Annotated in this window: 15 protein-coding genes; 5 read left to right on the top strand and 10 right to left on the bottom strand. The window is 40.2% G+C overall.

Annotated features, from left to right (window positions below; genetic code table 11):
* Nucleotides 1-5: 5 nt before the first annotated feature.
* From ACQKTA_RS00945 to ACQKTA_RS00935, 3 genes are all read left to right on the top strand, one after another.
* Nucleotides 6-359, top strand: coding sequence for a DUF4828 domain-containing protein (locus ACQKTA_RS00945; RefSeq protein ID WP_427813858.1), 354 nt, complete (start codon nucleotides 6-8; stop codon nucleotides 357-359).
* A gap of 182 nt (nucleotides 360-541) precedes the next feature.
* A complete protein-coding gene (locus tag ACQKTA_RS00940) occupies nucleotides 542-1,288 on the top strand; it encodes a threonine/serine exporter family protein (protein WP_427813857.1) in 747 nt (248 codons plus the stop codon).
* Between the two features lie 13 nt (nucleotides 1,289-1,301).
* Nucleotides 1,302-1,733 carry a threonine/serine exporter family protein gene (locus ACQKTA_RS00935; protein WP_332580566.1) on the top strand — a complete coding sequence of 144 codons (432 nt, stop codon included), beginning with the start codon at nucleotides 1,302-1,304 and terminating at the stop codon, nucleotides 1,731-1,733.
* A gap of 39 nt (nucleotides 1,734-1,772) precedes the next feature.
* On the opposite strand, the gene ACQKTA_RS00930 is transcribed toward ACQKTA_RS00935, so the two are convergent.
* Complete coding sequence (locus tag ACQKTA_RS00930) at nucleotides 1,773-3,209, bottom strand: glutamate synthase subunit beta (protein ID WP_427813856.1); 1,437 nt, start codon at nucleotides 3,207-3,209, stop codon at nucleotides 1,773-1,775.
* A gap of 1 nt (nucleotide 3,210) precedes the next feature.
* Nucleotides 3,211-7,701 carry a glutamate synthase large subunit gene (gene gltB, locus ACQKTA_RS00925; protein ID WP_427813855.1) on the bottom strand — a complete coding sequence of 1,497 codons (4,491 nt, stop codon included), beginning with the start codon at nucleotides 7,699-7,701 and terminating at the stop codon, nucleotides 3,211-3,213.
* A gap of 213 nt (nucleotides 7,702-7,914) precedes the next feature.
* Between gltB and ACQKTA_RS00920 the strand changes: the two genes are divergently transcribed.
* Complete coding sequence (locus tag ACQKTA_RS00920; RefSeq protein WP_332580569.1) at nucleotides 7,915-8,562, top strand: metal-dependent transcriptional regulator; 648 nt, start codon at nucleotides 7,915-7,917, stop codon at nucleotides 8,560-8,562.
* A 120-nt stretch (nucleotides 8,563-8,682) separates the two neighbouring features.
* Nucleotides 8,683-10,197 (top strand): glucose-6-phosphate dehydrogenase, encoded by a 1,515-nt coding sequence (gene zwf / locus ACQKTA_RS00915; protein ID WP_427813854.1) that lies wholly within the window; start codon nucleotides 8,683-8,685, stop codon nucleotides 10,195-10,197.
* 91 nt (nucleotides 10,198-10,288) lie between these two features.
* On the opposite strand, the gene ileS is transcribed toward zwf, so the two are convergent.
* The 8 genes from ileS to ftsA form a co-directional block, all read right to left on the bottom strand.
* A complete protein-coding gene (gene ileS / locus ACQKTA_RS00910) occupies nucleotides 10,289-13,075 on the bottom strand; it encodes an isoleucine--tRNA ligase (protein WP_427813853.1) in 2,787 nt (928 codons plus the stop codon).
* A 332-nt stretch (nucleotides 13,076-13,407) separates the two neighbouring features.
* Nucleotides 13,408-14,112 carry a DivIVA domain-containing protein gene (locus tag ACQKTA_RS00905; RefSeq protein WP_332580572.1) on the bottom strand — a complete coding sequence of 235 codons (705 nt, stop codon included), beginning with the start codon at nucleotides 14,110-14,112 and terminating at the stop codon, nucleotides 13,408-13,410.
* 20 nt (nucleotides 14,113-14,132) lie between these two features.
* Nucleotides 14,133-14,915: an RNA-binding protein gene (locus tag ACQKTA_RS00900; RefSeq protein WP_427813852.1), complete on the bottom strand. Its 783-nt coding sequence runs from the start codon at nucleotides 14,913-14,915 to the stop codon at nucleotides 14,133-14,135.
* An 11-nt stretch (nucleotides 14,916-14,926) separates the two neighbouring features.
* On the bottom strand, nucleotides 14,927-15,202 hold the full coding sequence (locus ACQKTA_RS00895) for a YggT family protein (RefSeq protein WP_407854774.1): 276 nt from the start codon (nucleotides 15,200-15,202) through the stop codon (nucleotides 14,927-14,929).
* A 12-nt stretch (nucleotides 15,203-15,214) separates the two neighbouring features.
* Complete coding sequence (locus ACQKTA_RS00890) at nucleotides 15,215-15,877, bottom strand: cell division protein SepF (RefSeq protein WP_427813851.1); 663 nt, start codon at nucleotides 15,875-15,877, stop codon at nucleotides 15,215-15,217.
* 9 nt (nucleotides 15,878-15,886) lie between these two features.
* Nucleotides 15,887-16,564: a YggS family pyridoxal phosphate-dependent enzyme gene (locus tag ACQKTA_RS00885; RefSeq protein WP_427813850.1), complete on the bottom strand. Its 678-nt coding sequence runs from the start codon at nucleotides 16,562-16,564 to the stop codon at nucleotides 15,887-15,889.
* A gap of 14 nt (nucleotides 16,565-16,578) precedes the next feature.
* Nucleotides 16,579-17,817, bottom strand: coding sequence for a cell division protein FtsZ (ftsZ, locus tag ACQKTA_RS00880; protein WP_332580577.1), 1,239 nt, complete (start codon nucleotides 17,815-17,817; stop codon nucleotides 16,579-16,581).
* A gap of 21 nt (nucleotides 17,818-17,838) precedes the next feature.
* On the bottom strand, nucleotides 17,839-19,167 hold the full coding sequence (gene ftsA, locus ACQKTA_RS00875; protein WP_427813849.1) for a cell division protein FtsA: 1,329 nt from the start codon (nucleotides 19,165-19,167) through the stop codon (nucleotides 17,839-17,841).
* Nucleotides 19,168-19,300 lie beyond the last annotated feature (133 nt).

Below are 19,300 nucleotides of genomic sequence, written 5' to 3'. Positions count from 1 at the left end.
TTTTGATGAGATTGAAATGGCCGGTCTTTTTAAGCTCGACCTCTTTGGGTATCGCTGCCGTGACCTCCAGACTTGTTCGTAAGCATGAAAACAAAGATTTAAATCAGCTCTATGTTGGTTCCTGGGAGTTTATTCATCCAAAAGGCCAAGCAAAGCACTCTATTACTATCTATCCAGATCTTTCGATTATTTTAGATGGTACAGCAATCATCTATCAGCTGATCGAATTAAGTGAACAAAAATTAGCGATTCAAGACCAATATGGATACCATTTATTGATCAAAACAAAAAACGGCATTCCAGACACACTGTATGATGAACTAGAGGACTTATCTTTGCCTCTCATATCAAAGAATTAACCAGCAATTATTCTGCCCCGTAAAATTAGACTTAAAATCTAATGTTACGGGGTATTTTTATATTTCCAGTTAGTTTAAAAATGAATTCGTCGCTTTTTACGACAAAGTTCGTCATCTTTTTTGTCTTGATTATGGTCTACTGATTATAACGGATGTACTCAATTCAGAAAGGAATCAGCTAAATGGAAGAATTAAACAATAAAAATGCGGCGTTGCTTTTGCGTTATGGCAGGATCATGTTAAAAAGCAACTATGCAACCAATGATGTCAAAAACAATTTGATAAAAATGTCCCACTTTATCAAATCGGCTGAATATTCTTTTTTTGTGACCGAGACAGCTTTGGTTGTGATCAATTCGATCGATAATGAAGTTCGGATGGTTACCGTTAAAGACAATGCCTACAATTTTGAAAAAACAACCTTAGTAGAAAAAGAAGTCGCTTTATTTTATAACCACCAGATTTCAGCAGATACTCTATATAAAAAATTAGCTGCGATCGATCATATGACTGTTGGCTTTCCTCTATACATCCAACTCCTGTGCGCCGGGACGATTTCTGGTGCAGCATATTGTATGTTCAATCAAACATCAGCAACTGCCTTGTTAGCTTTTTTCGTTACGATCATTGCTTACTTTGTCTATTTGCTGGTACAGAAATTCTTACAAGTAAAAATGTTATCGGCGTTAGTCTATTCTTTATGTGTCTCGATTATTTCAATTTTGCTTTATAAAAAAGCGCTCATCCCTGATTCCTTTTCATTGATTTTAAGTGGTTTGATGCCTTTGCTTCCAGGATCAGTTATTGTAAATTCCATCAAAGCCAGTATCAATGGTGATTATATTTCTGGTTTGACTCAAGGGATTTATGCGATCAATACCCTTTTGATGTTAGTTTTTCCAGTTGTGTTTGTATTGACCAATACGTGATCGGAGGAAAAAAATGATTTATCTATTCAGTTTTCTAGTCAGCGCTTGTGTTTCCGTACTAAATAATATCCAACGAAAATATTTTGTATTATGTGGATTAGCAGGTGCTTTTACTTATATGGCTTATCTATTTTTTACAAAGTATACAAATGAGTCCGTCGCTTCATTATTAGCCTGTATCATCCTAGCGGTCATCAGTCAGTTATTTGCTAAATTGACCAAAGCTCCTAGTACGATTTTTACGATTCCTGGTATCATGCCGATCGTTCCTGGAAGTTTACTTTTCAAGGCTTTCAATTTTTTAGTCGAAGATCAATACAGCCAAGCACTCTCGCTTGGCTTACAGGCGATGCTTGTTGGTTTTTCGATTGCGATTGGTCTGATTTTGAATGAATCGATCACTTATATCTTGAAAAAGAAAAATTATTTCAGCTTCAACAAATAAAAAACCGAAGTGAATGATTCACTTCGGTTTTCTATTTGCTTATTGATATACCATTAAGCGTAATAATTGATCGACTTCTTCAGCAGCTTTACGGCCTTCACGAATTCCCCAAATAACTAAGCTTGGTCCACGACGAGCATCGCCGGCTACGTAAACTTTTTCGTTATCTGTAGCATAATTTTCATAAATTTCTTTAACTGAAAAAGCATCTAATAACGCTTTTTCAGCACCGGTAAATCCCATTGCTAACAAGACAAGATCAGCTTTCAATTTTTTTTCAGTCCCTTGAATCGGTTGAAATTGACTATCGACTTGAACCGTTTCAATCGCGGAAACTTTTTCAGCTTCTGTTCCGATAAATGCTTTCGTTGAAGTACTGTAAACCGTCAGCTCAGGATTCTCAACAAGTCCCTCAGCTTGACCATAGCCTAAACGATCAATCATCGAATATTCAGGCCAAGGATTATTTTTTGTCCGAGTTCCCGGTAATTGCGGTGTGATTTCTAATTGTTTCACTGAGGCCGCACCTTGACGAATCGCAGAACCAATACAATCATTTCCTGTATCTCCGCCCCCGATGACCACAACATGTTTTCCAGCTAATGGTTTTTCAATAACCTTTTTCCCTTGTTTCATGACTTGCTTAGTACATTCAGTTAAATAATCAACTGCTAAATGAATACCCGCTAGCTCACGACCAGGAATTTTTAAATCTCTCGCCACACTAGCTCCTGAAGCAATGATCACACGATCGTACTCTGATTGTAATTCTTCGGCTGAAATATCGCTGCCGATTTCCGTATTCAATACAAAACGAATGCCAACTTCTTCCATTACATCGATCCGTCGTTGGACGATTTCTTTATCTAATTTCATATTCGGAATACCATACATCAATAAACCGCCAGCCCGATCACTACGTTCATAAACGGTCACTTGGTGCCCTAATTGGTTCAACCGCCATGCCGCTGACAATCCCGCCGGACCAGAGCCTACGATCGCGACTTTGAATTCTGTCCGTTCAACGGGCAGACCATCTGCTTTGACCCAGTCATTTTCAAATGCTTGATCAATAATGAAACGCTCATTGTCATGGATCGCCACACCAGAACCGTTCAATCCTTCGGTACATGATTTTTCACAAGGAGCTGGACAAACTCGTCCCGTCATTTCTGGTAGCGGATTGGTTTTGACTAAACGATCAAAGGCATTTTTGAAATCCCCTCGATAAACGAAATCGTTCCATTCAGGAATCAAATTGTCATTTGGACAACCTGAGACTGCTCGTTTTCCACCATAAAAAATTCCAGTATGACAAAATGGGATACCGCAGTTCATACAACGAGCGGCTTGTTCTTGTCTTTCGGCCACGCTAAGCGGTATTTGTAGTTCTTCCCAGTCTTGTACACGTTCTGCGACTGGACGATAAGGGTTGTCCTTACGCGGATATTTTAAAAAGCCAAATGGATCTGCCATTCTAGCCACGCTCCTTTCCAGCCGGTACCGTTTGCTCACCGATTACAGTCACAAACGCTTTTTCGATTAATTCTTCTCCTGTTAAGCCGGTAGCCGCTAATTCTTCGGTCACACGAACCATTTCATGGTATTCTCGCGGATAGACTTTGACAAAATGTTTCTGAGCCACTTCCCAATTATTCAATAGTTCTGCCGCTTTCAATGAATCCGTATAAGCTAGATGTTTTTCGATCATTTCTTTCAAGATCGCATCTTCTCCCGTCTCACCGACTTTGAAAAGATCCACCATTTCACGATTGCACTTCGCTGCAAAACTATCAGTTGGATCATAGACATAGGCGACACCACCTGACATGCCGGCAGCAAAATTTCGGCCAGTTGATCCTAAGATCACTGCCACACCACCTGTCATATATTCACAACCATGGTCTCCGACACCTTCAACAACAACATTGGCACCACTGTTGCGGACACAAAAACGTTCGCCCGCTTTTCCACGGAAATAGCCTTCTCCACGGTTCGCTCCAAAACAAACGACATTTCCGACGATCGGAGAATTTTCTACGTCATAGGCCGCATCCGCTGGTGGGACGATAATCACGCGCCCTCCGCTTAGCCCTTTAGCTACATAGTCATTGCCTTCACCAATTAACTTAAGTTCCATCCCTTGAGTGATGAATGAACCGAAGCTTTGGCCAGCAATTCCATGATACGTATACTTGATTTGACCTGGAGTCAACGCATAATTCCCGAAACGCTCTGCAATCCAACCACCCATCCGGGCTCCAACTGTTCGATTCACATTATTGATCGAGTCGGTCACAGCCACAGGAGTCCCATTTTTAATCGCTACTGTTGCAAATTGATCTAATTCCGGCCAGTCACGAGCGGCTTTAAACGGATCATCCATTTTACGTTCGATACCGATACTCGTTGAAAGAATCCGTGAAAAATCTAATGTTTTTGCTTTACCTTTTGCAATAAAACGAGGTTGTAATACTTCCGCGTGACCGATCATTTCATCGATACTTCTGAAACCTAATTCAGCCATGATCTCTCTCAAATCTTCCGCAATGAAATACATCATATTGATCAAATGTTCCGGTTTTCCAACAAAGAATTTTCGCAACTCTGGATTTTGCGTAGCAACACCTACTGGACAAGTGTTCAAACTACAGACGCGCATCATAACACAACCGATCGCGACCAATGCCAATGATGCAAAACTATATTCTTCAGCTCCTAATAAGATCGCCATCGCAACATCACGGCCAGTCATTAATTTCCCGTCTGTTTCTAACGTCATCCGTTGACGTAAATTGTTCATAGCCAATGTTTGGTGCGCTTCAGCGACGCCCATTTCCCATGGTAATCCGGCATCTCGAATCGAATTTCGTGGTGACGCGCCGGTTCCACCGTCATAGCCTGAAATCACGACGACATCTGCTCCAGCTTTCACAACACCTGTTGCGATCGTACCAACACCGGTACTGGAAACTAATTTTACATTGATCTTCGCATAATGATTGATTGCTTTTAAATCATAGATCAATTGTGCTAGATCCTCGATTGAATAAATATCATGATGCGGCGGCGGTGATATCAAACGTACTCCTGGTGTCGATCCTCGGATCTCGGCAACCCATGGAAAGACTTTATTACCGGGTAATTGCCCACCTTCTCCTGGTTTTGCCCCTTGCGCCATTTTAATTTGTAATTCTTCGGCACTCATCAAATATTCAGCATTGACGCCAAAACGGCCAGAAGCCACTTGTTTGATTTTACTATTGTAATTTTTACCGTCAGCTTGTACTTTGAATCGTTTGCGATTTTCGCCACCTTCACCGCTATTTGATTTTGCTCCGATCGCATTCATTGCTTCGGCGATACATTGATGGGCTTCTTCGCTCAAAGAACCATAAGACATTGCACCGACTTTGAACCGTTTGACGATTTTACTTGCTGGCTCTACTTCAGAAAGTTTGACCGCTGAACGATCTTTTTTAAATTCCCACAACGCTCGTAGATTAGTCGGCTCGTCCAGTGCCTCTTGGTTCATCGCTTCGACATAGTGTTTGAATTGTTGGTAATCACCTGAACGAACAGCTTGTTGAAAATTATAGATCGTCTGCGGATTGAATAAATGATGTTCCCCATCGGCCTTGTACTGGAAGCTGCCGCCAGAAGCCAGCAAATCATTTTGCCGCGGACCATAGGCTAGATAATGTCTAGCTAAATATTCTTCTTCGATTTGTTCTAATGCCAAACCGCCGATCCGGCTTGCTGTTCCAGTGAAATATTTTTCGGTCACAGCTTGGCTGATTCCTACGACTTCAAATAATTGTGCCCCATGATAACCAGCGATCGTCGAGATCCCCATCCGTGACATGACTTTAACGATGCCTTTTTCGGCGGCTTTCCGATAATTTTCTAAGCCATTTTCTAGATTAAAATCTTTTAATGTTGCATACGCACCATATGGATGGATTCCACTTGCTCCATAACCGATCAACGTCGCAAAATGGTGGACTTCACAGACTTCTGCAGAATCGACAACGATACTTGCCTGAGCCGCTTTCCCTTTACGAACTAAATGATTATGCAAACCAGAAACAGCTAATAAAATCGGCATTGCCATTTGGCTTTTTTGCGAATTTCGATCCGATAAAACCAATAAAGTTGCCCCATTATCAACGGCAGATTCTGCCGTTTTAAACATCTGTTCTAAACCATCTTCTAAGGCATTTGAACGATTGATCGTATAAAGAGTTGAAATCGTCACGGCCTTTTGGTGATTTGTTTCCAAGTTTACAAGTTTTTGGAATTCTGCCGCACTTAATACGGGACTAGCGATTTTTACTTTTTGACAATTTTGAGCATCGTCTTGTCGGATATCGCCATCTCGGCCTAAAAACATTTCTGTTCCAATAACTAATTGTTCTCGAATCGCATCGATCGGTGGATTCGTAACTTGAGCGAATTGCTGCTTGAAATAGGTGAAGAGCGATTGCGGTTTATTGCTCAAAACAGCTAATGGTGAATCGTACCCCATCGAAAGAACAGGTTCTTCACCCTTTTCAGCCATTGGCAATAATGCACCCCGAATAATTTCATCATTATAACCATTCAGTTTCCACATTTTTTGCAGTTCTTTTTGTGACCAATCACTTTCTGAAACATCTGCTTTTGGAAGCTCTACTAATTCAAGGCGATTGTCTGCCAACCATTCGCTGTAATTATGGGCTTTAGCATAATGTTCTTTAATCTCTTGATTGCGATAAAATTTACCGGCAACAGTATCCACTAAAATCATATTAGCAGGACCTAAGACTCCTTTTTCGATCACATTCGAAGGCGCAAAATCAACGACACCAGATTCTGAAGCGACTTGAACAAAGCCATCTTTCGTGATCGAATAACGTGATGGACGTAAACCATTACGATCCAACGTTGCCCCCACCATGTCACCATCTGTAAAACATAAAGCCGCAGGTCCATCCCAAGGAGCCATAAAACTAGCATTGTATTCGTGGAAAGCAGTCAATTCTTCGCCTAAACCGGCTTCTTTTGACCATGCCTCTGGCACCATCATCATTAATGCATGCGGAATGTCACGGCCATTTCGATAAAGATATTCCATACAATTTTCTAATTTAGCAGAATCAGAATCTTCTTCATTGTACACTTCGATGCCATGACTCTTCATCCAATTTTCTGACCCGCGCAACGTATTGATTTCACCATTGTGAGCTAAAAAACGAAATGGTTGCGCACGATCCCAACTAGGAAAGGTATTGGTTGAAAAACGCGAATGTACCACTGCAATGCTCGCTTCAAAAGCCTCATCTTGTAAATCATCATAAAAAATACCGACTTGATACGCATGCAGCATTCCTTTATAAACGATCGTCTTAGCAGATAGACTACAGATCGATAATTCTTGAGCCTGATAATTTTTTTCTAATTTACGTCTTAAGCGATACAAACGATCTTCAAAATCACGATCTGATGAAACATCTAGTGGACGTTTAATGAATAATTGCACAAAGCTAGGCATCACTTTTTGAGCGCCGGGCCCGCAATTCTCATATTGAAACGGTACGTCGCGTTGCCATAAAACTTGGTATCCAGCAGCTTCGATTTCAGTTACTAAGGCTTGCTGTAACTCTCTTTTTTGCTCTGGATCATCAGGCAAGAAAAACATTCCGACGGCATACTGACCTTTAGCTGGCAAAACAGTCGCGGATTTTTTAGCTTCTCTTTGGAAAAATTGATCTGGAATCGTTATCAAAATCCCAGCACCATCACCCGTTTCCGGTTCTGCACCGGTTCCGCCCCGGTGATTCATTCGTTCTAACATCGTTAACGCATAGCTGACTAACTGATGCGATGTATTCCCTTGCATTTGGGCAATGAAGCCCATACCACAAGCATCTTTCTCGAAAGAAGGATCATACATGGTTGGTGCTTCGTAAGTTTTTTGTGTCGTCATTACCATCATCCTTTAAATAATTTGACAATTCTCATTTATTTTTAATATACTACCTTTTTTTAAAAAGATAGGCAAGCCTTCTTAGAAATTTTTTTTAATTACCTCTGTTATATACTGTTCTTTTTAGTAAAGAAAAATCCAATCAAATGGAAATAATCTGAATTTTTTGGTAGAATTAATCTGATATGCTTCGTTATGAAAGGATGAACATCAATGACGCCGAATCGCGAAGATTACTTAAAATTAATATTAGAATTAGGTGGCGACCAAAAAAAAGTAAGCAACAAAAAGATCGTTGCTGGTTTATCTATTTCTGGAGCTTCTGTCAGTGAAATGATCAATAAGCTAGTCAAAGAAGGCTTAGTTGAACACTCTCCCTATCAAGGTGTCCAACTGACAGCTGCAGGACTAGAAAAAGCAAGTACCTTAGTACGGAAACATCGATTATGGGAAGTTTTCTTAGTGGATCACCTTGGTTATTCTTGGAATGAAGTCCACGATGAAGCCGAAGTTTTAGAACATGTGACTTCTTCACAAATGGAACAACGGTTGGATGATTATCTGAGCCATCCGACATTTTGTCCGCATGGCGGCATGATTCCCCAAGAAGGACAAACCGTCCACGAAAAAAGCCGCGAGACATTGGTCAATTACCCTGAAGGTTCGACTATCCGAATCGCTCGAGTGTTAGACGAAAAGGAACTACTGGATTATTTGATGGATCTAACGATCGATATCCACGATGTCTATACGATTAAAGAGATCGCCGCTTATGAAGGACCGATTACTTTACAAAATGACCAAAAAGAAGTTTCAATTAGTTACAAAGCAGCTTCAACAATTTTTGTTGATCTTTTATAAACTTATTTTTAGTGACAAGCAGACACTTAGAGTGGTATGCTTGAAAAATTCCTCCCGCTATTTTAATGAAACAGCGGGATCTGATCCAATCATCTTTAAAAGAATTAGGAGTGAACGTATATGGAACAAGCAGCATTATTCACCATCTTCGGTGGCACTGGCGATTTAGCGAAGCGTAAACTTTATCCTTCATTATTTCGTCTTTATAAAAAAGGCAGTTTAGCAAAACATTTTGCTGTGATCGGTACCGCTCGTCGGCCGTGGAGTGACGATCACTACCGAGAAATCGTACGAGATACGATCAAAGACTTGAATCCAACGAAAGAAGAAGCAGAAGAATTTTCTAGTCACTTCTATTATCTTTCTCACAACGTGAATGACACAGAACATTACGATCAGTTGAAGGATTTATCTGATCGTTTAGACGGGGACTATCAATTAGAAGGCAATCGCTTATTTTATTTAGCCATGGCGCCACAATTTTTTGGTACGATCGTTAATCATTTGAAATCTCAAGGGATTCTAACTGAAAAAGGCTATAACCGTCTAGTGATCGAAAAACCGTTTGGCTTCGACTATGATTCTGCCGATGAATTGAACGAACAGATCCGCAATGTCTTCCCTGAAGAAGCCATTTTCCGAATCGATCATTATCTAGGGAAAGAAATGATCCAAAATATTTCAGTGATCCGTTTTGCCAACAATATTTTTGAATCACTTTGGAACAATCGTTACATTGAAAATATCCAGATCACTTTCTCAGAAGCCTTAGGTGTCGAAGATCGTGGCGGTTATTATGAAAATAGCGGTGCGTTAAAAGATATGGTCCAAAATCATATCCTACAAGTTGTTTCTTTATTGGCAATGGAAGTCCCAACTTCTTTCTCAAATAAATCACTGCGGGAAGAAAAGGTTAAAGTTTTACAAGCCATTCGTCGTTACGATGAAGAAGAAGTGGCAAAAAACTTTGTCCGCGGTCAATACGCTGCTGGTGAATTAGACGGCAAAGACTTTGCTGCTTATCGCGACGAACCGAACGTAGCTGAAGACTCAGCGATGGAAACTTTTGTTGCTGGTAAATTCATGATCGACAACTTCCGTTGGGCGGGTGTTCCCTTCTATATCCGAACTGGTAAACGAATGACAGAAAAAGGCACTCGTATCAATATCGTCTTCAAGCAAGTACCTGTAAATGTCTTCAATTTTGAACAAGAAGAAACAGGCGGCAAAGACTTACCGCAAAATATTTTAACGATCTATATCCAACCAACTGAAGGCTTTTCTTTATCGTTGAATGGCAAACAAATTGGACAAGGTTTCAATCCTGAACCAGTAAAACTAGATTTCCGTCAAAGCGAAGAAGTCACCGGCAATAGTCCTGAAGCCTATGAAAAATTATTGCTTGATGCCTTGAATGGCGATGGCACTAACTTCTCTCACTGGGATGAAGTCGCAAATTCATGGGAAATCGTTGACCGTATCCGTCAAGCCTGGGATCAAACAACCCCTGAGTTTCCGAACTATGCGGCAGGAACCATGGGCCCTGATTGTGCCTTTGAACTTTTAGCTAAAAACAACCACGAATGGGCATGGCAGCCAGATCATTGGTACCGTGAACGTGGGAAATTAGATTAAACAAAAAGCTGAGACAAAAGTATTTTTTACTTTCGTCCCAGCTTTTTTTTAATAAAAAAAGGCTGCCCCATTATTGGGACAGCTCTTTTTCTTATTCTAAACCTTCAGCGGCTGCTTCAGGATAGTGTTCTTCAACGATATGGGCACATGAGGCACATAGTGTTGGTAATTTTTCGTCTGATCCGACTGTTGTTCGGACTTGGCGGCAACGATCACAGACTTCGCCATCAGCTTTTTCAACTAAGATCGCTACATCTTCAAATTTTACTGCTTCTGCTGGTGCAGCTTCATTAGAGATGCTGAATGAGTCAGGTGATACGATCAATAATTGAGCCAAATCGGCATCTAATGCAGCTAACATTGTGTTTACTTGTTCGCTTGGATAGATGGTTACTTTGGCTTCTAATGATTTACCGATTACTTTTTCGTTCCGGGCATTTTCTAATGCTTTTAAGACCTTATCACGGAAATCCATGAAGGCTTTCCAAGTATCTAATAGTTCCGCTTGGTTGGCGTATTCTTCATAGCTTGGTAATTCAGCTAATTGGACATATTCCTCTTCTTCTTTCAAATACGTCCAGATTTCTTCTGTCGTATGTGGAATGATTGGAGTCAATAATTTTGTTACAGCAACAGCTACTTGATAGAAAACTGTTTGCATACAACGACGTTCGTAGCTGTCCTCTGCTTGGATATAAACAACATCTTTAGCAAAGTCTAAATAGAATGAAGATAAATCAACCGTCAATAAATTGATGACTGTTTTATAAATTTGTGTGAAGTCGTATTTTTCATAACCATCTTCACGGATTGTTTTGATCACTTGGTTCAAACGTACCAACATATATTTATCGACTGAACGTAATTCATCGTAAGCAACCGCGTGTTCTGTAGGTTCAAAATCAGTTGTATTGGCTAATAAGAAACGCATCGTGTTACGGATTTTACGATAAACTTCGGATACTTGATTCAAAATATCCATTGATACACGAACGTCTGATTCATAATCGACACTGCTGACCCATAGGCGTAAGATATCCGCACCCATTTGTTTGATTACTTTGTCAGGCACGATCGTATTGCCAAGTGATTTACTCATCTTACGACCTTCACCGTCTAATGTGAATCCTTGAGAAAGAACCGCTTTATAAGGCGCTACACCATTGATTGCTACACTAGTAGTGATACTTGAGTTGAACCAACCACGGTATTGGTCAGAACCTTCAAGATACATATCTGCTGGGAAAGTTAAGTAGTCGCGTTGACGCAAGACTGCTTCATGAGAAGAACCAGAATCAAACCAAACATCCATGATATCTGTTTCTTTCGTAAATTCGCCATTTGGTGAGCTTGGATGAGCGAAACCTTCAGGTAATAAATCTTTGGCTTCACGTTCAAACCAGATACTTGAGCCATGTTCAGCAAATAATTCTGCGACATGTTCTGTTGTTTCCGGGGTGATGATTGCTTCGCCGTCTTCACCGTAGAAAATAGGTAATGGGACGCCCCATGCACGTTGACGAGAGATGACCCAATCGCCACGGTCACGGATCATGTTATACAAACGTGTCTTACCCCAAGGAATGATCCAATCTACTTTTTCGATTTCGTCTAAGATATCTTGACGGAATTTATCGATTGAAGCGAACCATTGTGGTGTCGCACGATAGATAACGGGTTTTTTCGTCCGCCAGTCATGCGGATAACTATGTGTAAAGAAGTCTAATTTCAATAGCGCATCTTTTTCTTTTAATAAATCAGTGACCATTGGATTGACTTTATCGTAGTAAACTCCTTCAAATCCAGGAGCATCAGCAGTCATCATACCACGGTCATCGACTGGTGAAATGATATCATTACGATATTTTTTCCATGCAAAATAGTCATCTTCCCCATGTCCAGGAGCTGTATGAACTAAACCAGTACCCGCATCTAAAGTAACGTGGTCACCTAAGATCACTAATGATTCACGATCATAAAATGGGTGTTGCGCAGTCATGTTTTCAAGCTCTTGTCCAGCAATTTCTTTCAAGACTTGTGGCTCTGACCATTCTAATTCAGTTGCAACAGTGTCTAATAAATCTTTTGCTACTACAAATTTTCTACCATTTGCTTCTACCACTACATAAGTGTAAGCAGGATTGACAGAGATCCCTTGGTTTGCTGGCAATGTCCAAGGTGTCGTTGTCCAAATGATAAATGATGTATCTGTATCTAATAGACCCTTGCCATCTTTTACTTGGAAAGCGACATAGATCGATGGTGATTTCACATCTTTATATTCGATTTCAGCTTCAGCTAATGAAGATTCACTTGATGGCGACCAATAGATTGGTTTTAATCCTTTATAGATGTAGCCTTTTTCTGCCATTTTTCCGAAAACACGGATTTCAGCTGCTTCATAATCAGGAGTCAATGTCACGTATGGGTTATTCCATTCGCCAGCGATCCCTAAACGTTTGAAGTCTTCTCGTTGTTTATCGACTTGTGACAACGCATATTCTTCACACTTTTTACGGTATTCAGACATTGTCATTTCTTTACGTTTGATTCCTTTATTCGCTAATACTTGTTCGATCGGTAGTCCGTGTGTATCCCAACCAGGAACGTAAGGTGCACGGAAACCTGACATTGATTTTGAACGAACAATAATATCTTTACTGATTTTATTCAAAGCATGACCTAAATGGATGTTCCCATTTGCATATGGAGGGCCATCATGTAAAACGAAAGTTGGTTTGCCTTCGTTTAATTTTTGGCGTTTTTCATAAATTTTATTTTCTTCCCACTCTTTTTCCCATTGACCTTCACGATTAGGCAAGTTACCGCGCATCGGGAAACCAGTTTTCCCTAATTGAAGGGTTTCTTTTGTTTTCATTACCGATCGTCTCCTTTATTTCTTTTTCATTACTGCTTTAGACTGTTTTGATCATTCTTAAAAAGAGTTACGCTATTTTTACCAGGTAGTTTTGCAAAAAAACGACAAAAAAACAAGCGCATCCGCAAAGGGACGAGCTTGTCGTGGTACCACCCAAAATTTGAAACATGAAAGTTTCCTCTAATCATCTTTAACGCAATGATGCGTCAACTGCTACTGAATGTTCGCAATTGATCGATACTAGAGGATCTTTCTAATTAGAGGGTCTTGCCGAACTTTCACTCTCATCGGCTCGCTTAAAAGAATCTAATCAGCTTTTCTGTTCTAGCTGTTTACTCTTCGTCTGATTTAATCAATTCAGGAATATCAATCGTCAAACCCATATCTTCTTGTGGTTCGTCGATAATGATTGGTTCACTTGAGTCTACTGCATTCACAGTATCATTGTCAAGTTCGTTCGCTAAAACTTCTTGCAAGACTTCGTGGCTATCGCCAATGTATGTAGACATCGGTTTTAGGACTTCATCCCAATCCCCACTGCGTGCTTGATCTAATTGTGTTTCTAACAATAATAATAATTGTTGATGGAAAACACGAGTTGATTTCTTCAAATCATTTGTTTCTGTTGCTAATTGACGAGCTTTTTCAGTAGCATCGGTTAAGATTTCTTTCGCTTTGTCTTCAGCTGTTGTTGTTAACAGATGGGCTTTTTGCATCGCATTAGAAATCAATTCATCCGCACGGTTTTGAGCAGAAGTAACGATCACTTCTGATTCTTTGCTGGCAGAAGATTTTACTTTGTCGGCGGTATCTTGTGCAACAACGATTGATTGATTCAAAGCTTCTTTTAATTCGTTGAAATATTCTAGTTTTTCTTCTGAATGTTTCAATGCTTTTTCTAATTCACGATTTTTCGCGATACTGTCTTCATAATCGCGTACGATCATATCTAAGAAATCATCGACTTCATCTTGATTATATCCACGCATTTTAGTGGAGAAACTCTTATTTTGGATATCTAATGGAGTTAATGCCATTTTTTGTTCACCTCATAAATTTATTTTCGTAATACGCCTAAACGTAAACGAAATTTCTCTTTTTTTGTTTTTCCTTCTAATCCTTGGATCTGGATTCGACCAAAACCACGGACTGAAACGACATCTAATAAATCAAGGACATAATCAGGCCGCTCATTGACTGCCCAATTAACTTTGACTTTACTTGCTTCAACTAATTGTTTGGAGCGCTGACGTGAGATATTATAGACTGTCGAAATGATCGCATCTAAACGTAGCGATGTCGCAGTCATACTTTCTTCTTGCCAACTATCCTTTGGTACGATGATCTCTGTGTATGGCCGTTCTTCTAGATGAACCGTTACTCGACCGATTTTGGTGACTTGATTGATGATATAACTAGCAGAATCTTTGGCTAAAAAGATTTGCCAGCGGTCACCATCTGAGATGATATCTCCAAAGTAATCCCGTTTGATTCCGGCACTCATCAATGTACCTAAAATTTTCCCATGAGAAAGCTCCACGAATTTTTGTGGATACTTGACTTCGATCATGACTAATTCATAATCTTCGATCGTGGGCTCGTAATACTCTGGATAGATCATGCAGCGGCAACGTTCAGCATGTTCATAGCCGCCATAAAAAGAAAACTTCAGATCACTATTTTCTTGAACTAAGATTTCTAAAATATAGGCTTGTCGAGGATCTAAAAAATTCGTCAAATAAGGTGCGTACTGGCTTTCGACTTGTTCTAGCCAATCACCAACACTATCAACAAATGGATGCTCTTCGGGCCTAAAATGTTGATAGACATTTGCGTTCATGTGGCACCTCCTTAATAAATAAGACTAATCAGAATTTTTTGCAGAACCTCCAACGCAATATTTAAGGCTATGATCGCTGCCATGACAGAAAAATCGATACCGCCAAATTGGAGCGGTAAACGCCGAAATAAATCTAAAAATGGTTCACAGATCTTACCTAACAACTGACCAAGTTTTGATTGATACGCCCCAGGAAACCAAGACATCAATGCATAAACGACCAAAAGGATCGTATAGAAATAAACTAGTCGGCTCAATACATTAAATAGTGTAATTAGTAAACTCAATAAATTTCTCCTTTACATTCCTAACCCATAGATATCTTCATCAACCATCGTGCTCAATGAAGAATTGTTGATTTCATAATTTGTTGGTGTGCACAAAAACATTTCATTGCCAACCCGTTTGATATCTCCGTCGATCATGAATACGACACCGGTCAAAAAATCGACCATCCGACGCGCTTTCATTTCGTCTAAGGATTCAAAGTTGATCAACACAACTTCCCCTTGTCCAACTCGTTTTGCAATCGAGGTAGCTTCAGAGTATGACTTGGGTTCAATAACAGAAATACGATCTTTGTTTTTTGTTTCTGTCTTCGGTGTAAACCGTTGTGAACGATTATTGTTAGGCATTGCCACAACTTTTTCATTCTTAGTAACAGGTGTTGTTTCAACTTTTTGTTTGATCACATCAGACCGACGATTTGTCAGCTGAGGCTCAACAACGGATTGTGCTTGCCTTTGTGGCATCACTGGTTGTTGCTTTTGTGGCGCAACTTGTTTTTGATATGTAGGACGTACTTTCATCCGTTCTTTTTTAGCTGGCGCACTCTGTTTTGGGCGGCTGACCTGCTTCTTTTTTTGTGCAGGGGCTGCTGGTGCGGCAACTTCATGGTGGTACATATCATCATCATCAGCTAAACCAAAAAAATCAGTGATTTTCGCTAAATTAATTCCCATTAACTTTACCTAGCCTTTCTTGAATAGTGCTGTTCCAACCCGAACAAAAGTAGCACCTTCTTCAATTGCTAAACTGAAATCTTGGCTCATTCCCATGCTTAACTCCGTACATGGCGCGTATGGCAAGTTTAGTTCTTTCATTTGTACTTGAAGCTGTTTCAAATTTGCAAAAATAGCTCGGATATCCGCTTGCGTTGCTTCATAAGGCGCCATCGTCATCAAGCCTACGATGTTGAGCTTATCTAGCTCTGCTAATCCTTCGATAAACGTTTGTAGCTCAGCAGGGGCAATCCCTTGTTTGGATTCTTCACCTGAAACATTGACTTCAATAAAACAATTTATCTTGTGTTCTGCACGCTTTTGGATCTCTTGTGCTAAACGTAAACTGTCTAACGCATGAAAGTAATCAATTTCATTTATAATCAATTTTACCTTGCGACGCTGCAAATTGCCAATAAGATGCCATCTTACTTGTGGATAATCCGTCAGAGCTTGCTTCTTTTCTAGTAATTTATCTACTCGATTTTCTGCGATATCTCTGACACCCAATTTAATAAGTTCTTCTGCTGCATTGGAATCGACACTCTTGGTTACCGCAACCAACGTTACTTCCTCTGGTTTACGAGAAACAAGAGCACACGACTCCTGAATCTCTTGCTCGATTCTATGCAAGTTTTCAGCGATCATGTGCTCTCCCCCTTTTATTTTCTACGGCGAAAGAATGGTGGTGTATCTAATTCCTCATCTTTGTCAGTTTTAACTTCTTCACGATTAAAGGTTTCAAATTCTTTCTTTTCGATATTATCAAATTGTGTTTCTTCTACGCGAGGACGCACATTTTCTTCTTTACGAATATCCCATTCACCAAAAGCAGATTGGCTTTCAGTATTACGTGCAGGTTCGATATCTAAATTTTGTTTTTGTGGAACGGATTGGACTTGACTAGCTCGTTGTGTATTGCGAGTAGTCTTACGCTCCTTTTTTGTTGGGTCAATCCCTGTCGCGATAACTGTCACACGGATTTCGTCGCCCAATTCTTCATTGATTGATGTACCTAAGATGATGTTTACATCACCTGTTGCAGCATTTGCAACGATATCAGACGCATCTTGTGCTTCGAACAATGTCATGTCTAAGCCACCAGTGATGTTTAACAATACTTGTTCAGCACCATCGATAGAAGTTTCTAGCAATGGAGAAGAAATAGCTTTCTTCGTTGCTTCAACAACACGTTCTTCACCGCTGGCAACACCGATACCCATCAAGGCTGTTCCTTGATTAGCCATTACGGTTTTCACATCAGCGAAGTCCAAGTTTACGTAACCAGGAGCAGTGATCAAATCAGAGATACCTTGAACACCTTGACGTAAAACATTATCTGCTTCACGGAATGCTTCAAGCATTGGCGTCTTCTTGTCAACAACTTCTAGTAAACGGTTGTTTGAGATGATCAATAATGTATCAACGTTTTCTTTCAATAAAGCAATACCTTCTGCCGCGAAACGACCACGTTTTGGTCCTTCAAAGCTGAATGGACGTGTAACAACGCCGACTGTTAAAGCGCCTAAGTCTTTAGCGATTTTCGCTACGACCGGAGCAGCACCAGTACCAGTTCCGCCGCCCATGCCGGCAGTGATGAAGACCATATCTGCGCCTTCTAATGCATCACTGATAAATTGTTCGCTTTCTTCTGCTGATTTTTGACCAACTTCTGGTTGAGAACCAGCACCTAGACCACGCGTATATTTAGGGCCTAATTGAATAACTGTTTCGGCTTTTGAATTTTTTAATGCTTGCACATCAGTATTGGCAGCGATGAATTCCACGCCTTTAACGTTTTCTTCGATCATACGGTTGATGGCATTTCCGCCTCCGCCACCTACACCGATAACTTTAATAACTGCACCTTCGTTAATATTGTTATCTATTGAGAATTCCATATTTTGTATTCCTCCTACGAATTAGTCAAAAATATTAGAGAAGAAGTCTTTGATCTTCCCAGTAACTTTTTCTTCATTTTTTGGTTTTGGTTCTTCTTCATATTCAGTTGTTGCTTCATAATCATCGTATACCGGTGTTTTTGAAACAGAAGTCACTTGTTGTGGTGAAGAAGATAACGTAACTTTTTCGCCAGTTACTGCTGATTTGGCTAAGTGGTAAACATCACTTAGATCAGCAGAGTAGTTCACGATGCTGATCACATTTGTGAAGACCGGATTTCTTAGACCCATTTGATTTGGTACGTGTAATTTCACTGTCGTACCAAAAATTTCTTCTGCTAAATCAACAACGCCTGGTAAACTAGCTGCTCCACCAGTTAAAACGATTCCGCCTGGTAAGTCAAGCGCTTCGATATCATCTAGAGCATCTTTCGCTTTACGGAAGATTTGTTCTAAACGAGCTTCGATGATTTCTGATAAATAGCGTTCATCCACTTTGACTGGTTCTGACTTGCCGATCACATCGACTGGGAACTCTTCTTCTGCAGATGTACGACTAGGATACGCATCGCCATAATTGATTTTCAATGCTTCGGCATTATTGAATGATGTATTCAACACGATCGAGATGTCTTTTGTGACAAACTCGCCGCCTTCTTGATCTACATGTGTATATTTCAATTGTTGATCGTGCATCACAGCAGTGGTCGTTTGACCGCCACCCATGTCGATCACGATCGTGCCAAAATCTTTTTCGCCATCAGACAATGTTGATTCTGTTAGAGCTAATGAAGTGATCACTGTTTCTGCAACAGTCAGACCCGCTTTTTCAACACATTTTGTGATGTTGTGGATGATCGTCTTAGGTCCAGTAAATACCAAACCGAACATTTCTAGACGAACACCGATCATTCCGCGAGGATCTTTGATGCCTTCAAAGCCATCAACCGTAAATTCCTGCGGCAATAAAGCAACGATTTGTCTTTCAGGAGGAAATGAACGAACCATTGCGGCTGAAGCGACATTACGAACGTCATCATCCATGATCTCTTTTGAATCATTGTTGACAGCGATCATTCCTTGACAAGGCTCAACTTCTAATAAATTAGCAGGTAGTCCTACGCTGACACTTTTGATTTGAATCCCAGCTTTTTCCTCAGCTTGTCTTACTGCTCGTTGAATCGCGTTGACTGTTTTATCGATATCGACGATAATCCCACGATTGATTCCTTCTGATTTTGCGTTTCCAACACCAATGATATTCATTTGGCTGTCGATATATTCGGCAACAACAACTTTGATCGATGTTGTCCCGATATCAAGACCTACATACATTCCTGCTTTTGCCATGAATGGGATTCCCTCCTATTTTCAGATAAATGCTTTTTTTCAAGATTTCACGTTCTTCTTGATATCAAGCATGAAATATTATTTTTTGCAAGTAATTCACTGCCTCCAATTTTAACACATATTCCCTAGAATG

This window comes from Enterococcus sp. 22-H-5-01 (assembly GCF_050310005.1).
GTDB classification, from domain to species: domain Bacteria; phylum Bacillota; class Bacilli; order Lactobacillales; family Enterococcaceae; genus Enterococcus_A; species Enterococcus_A hailinensis.
Note: the sequence above shows the minus strand (reverse complement) of the source record. Positions and strands in the feature narration are given on the sequence as shown.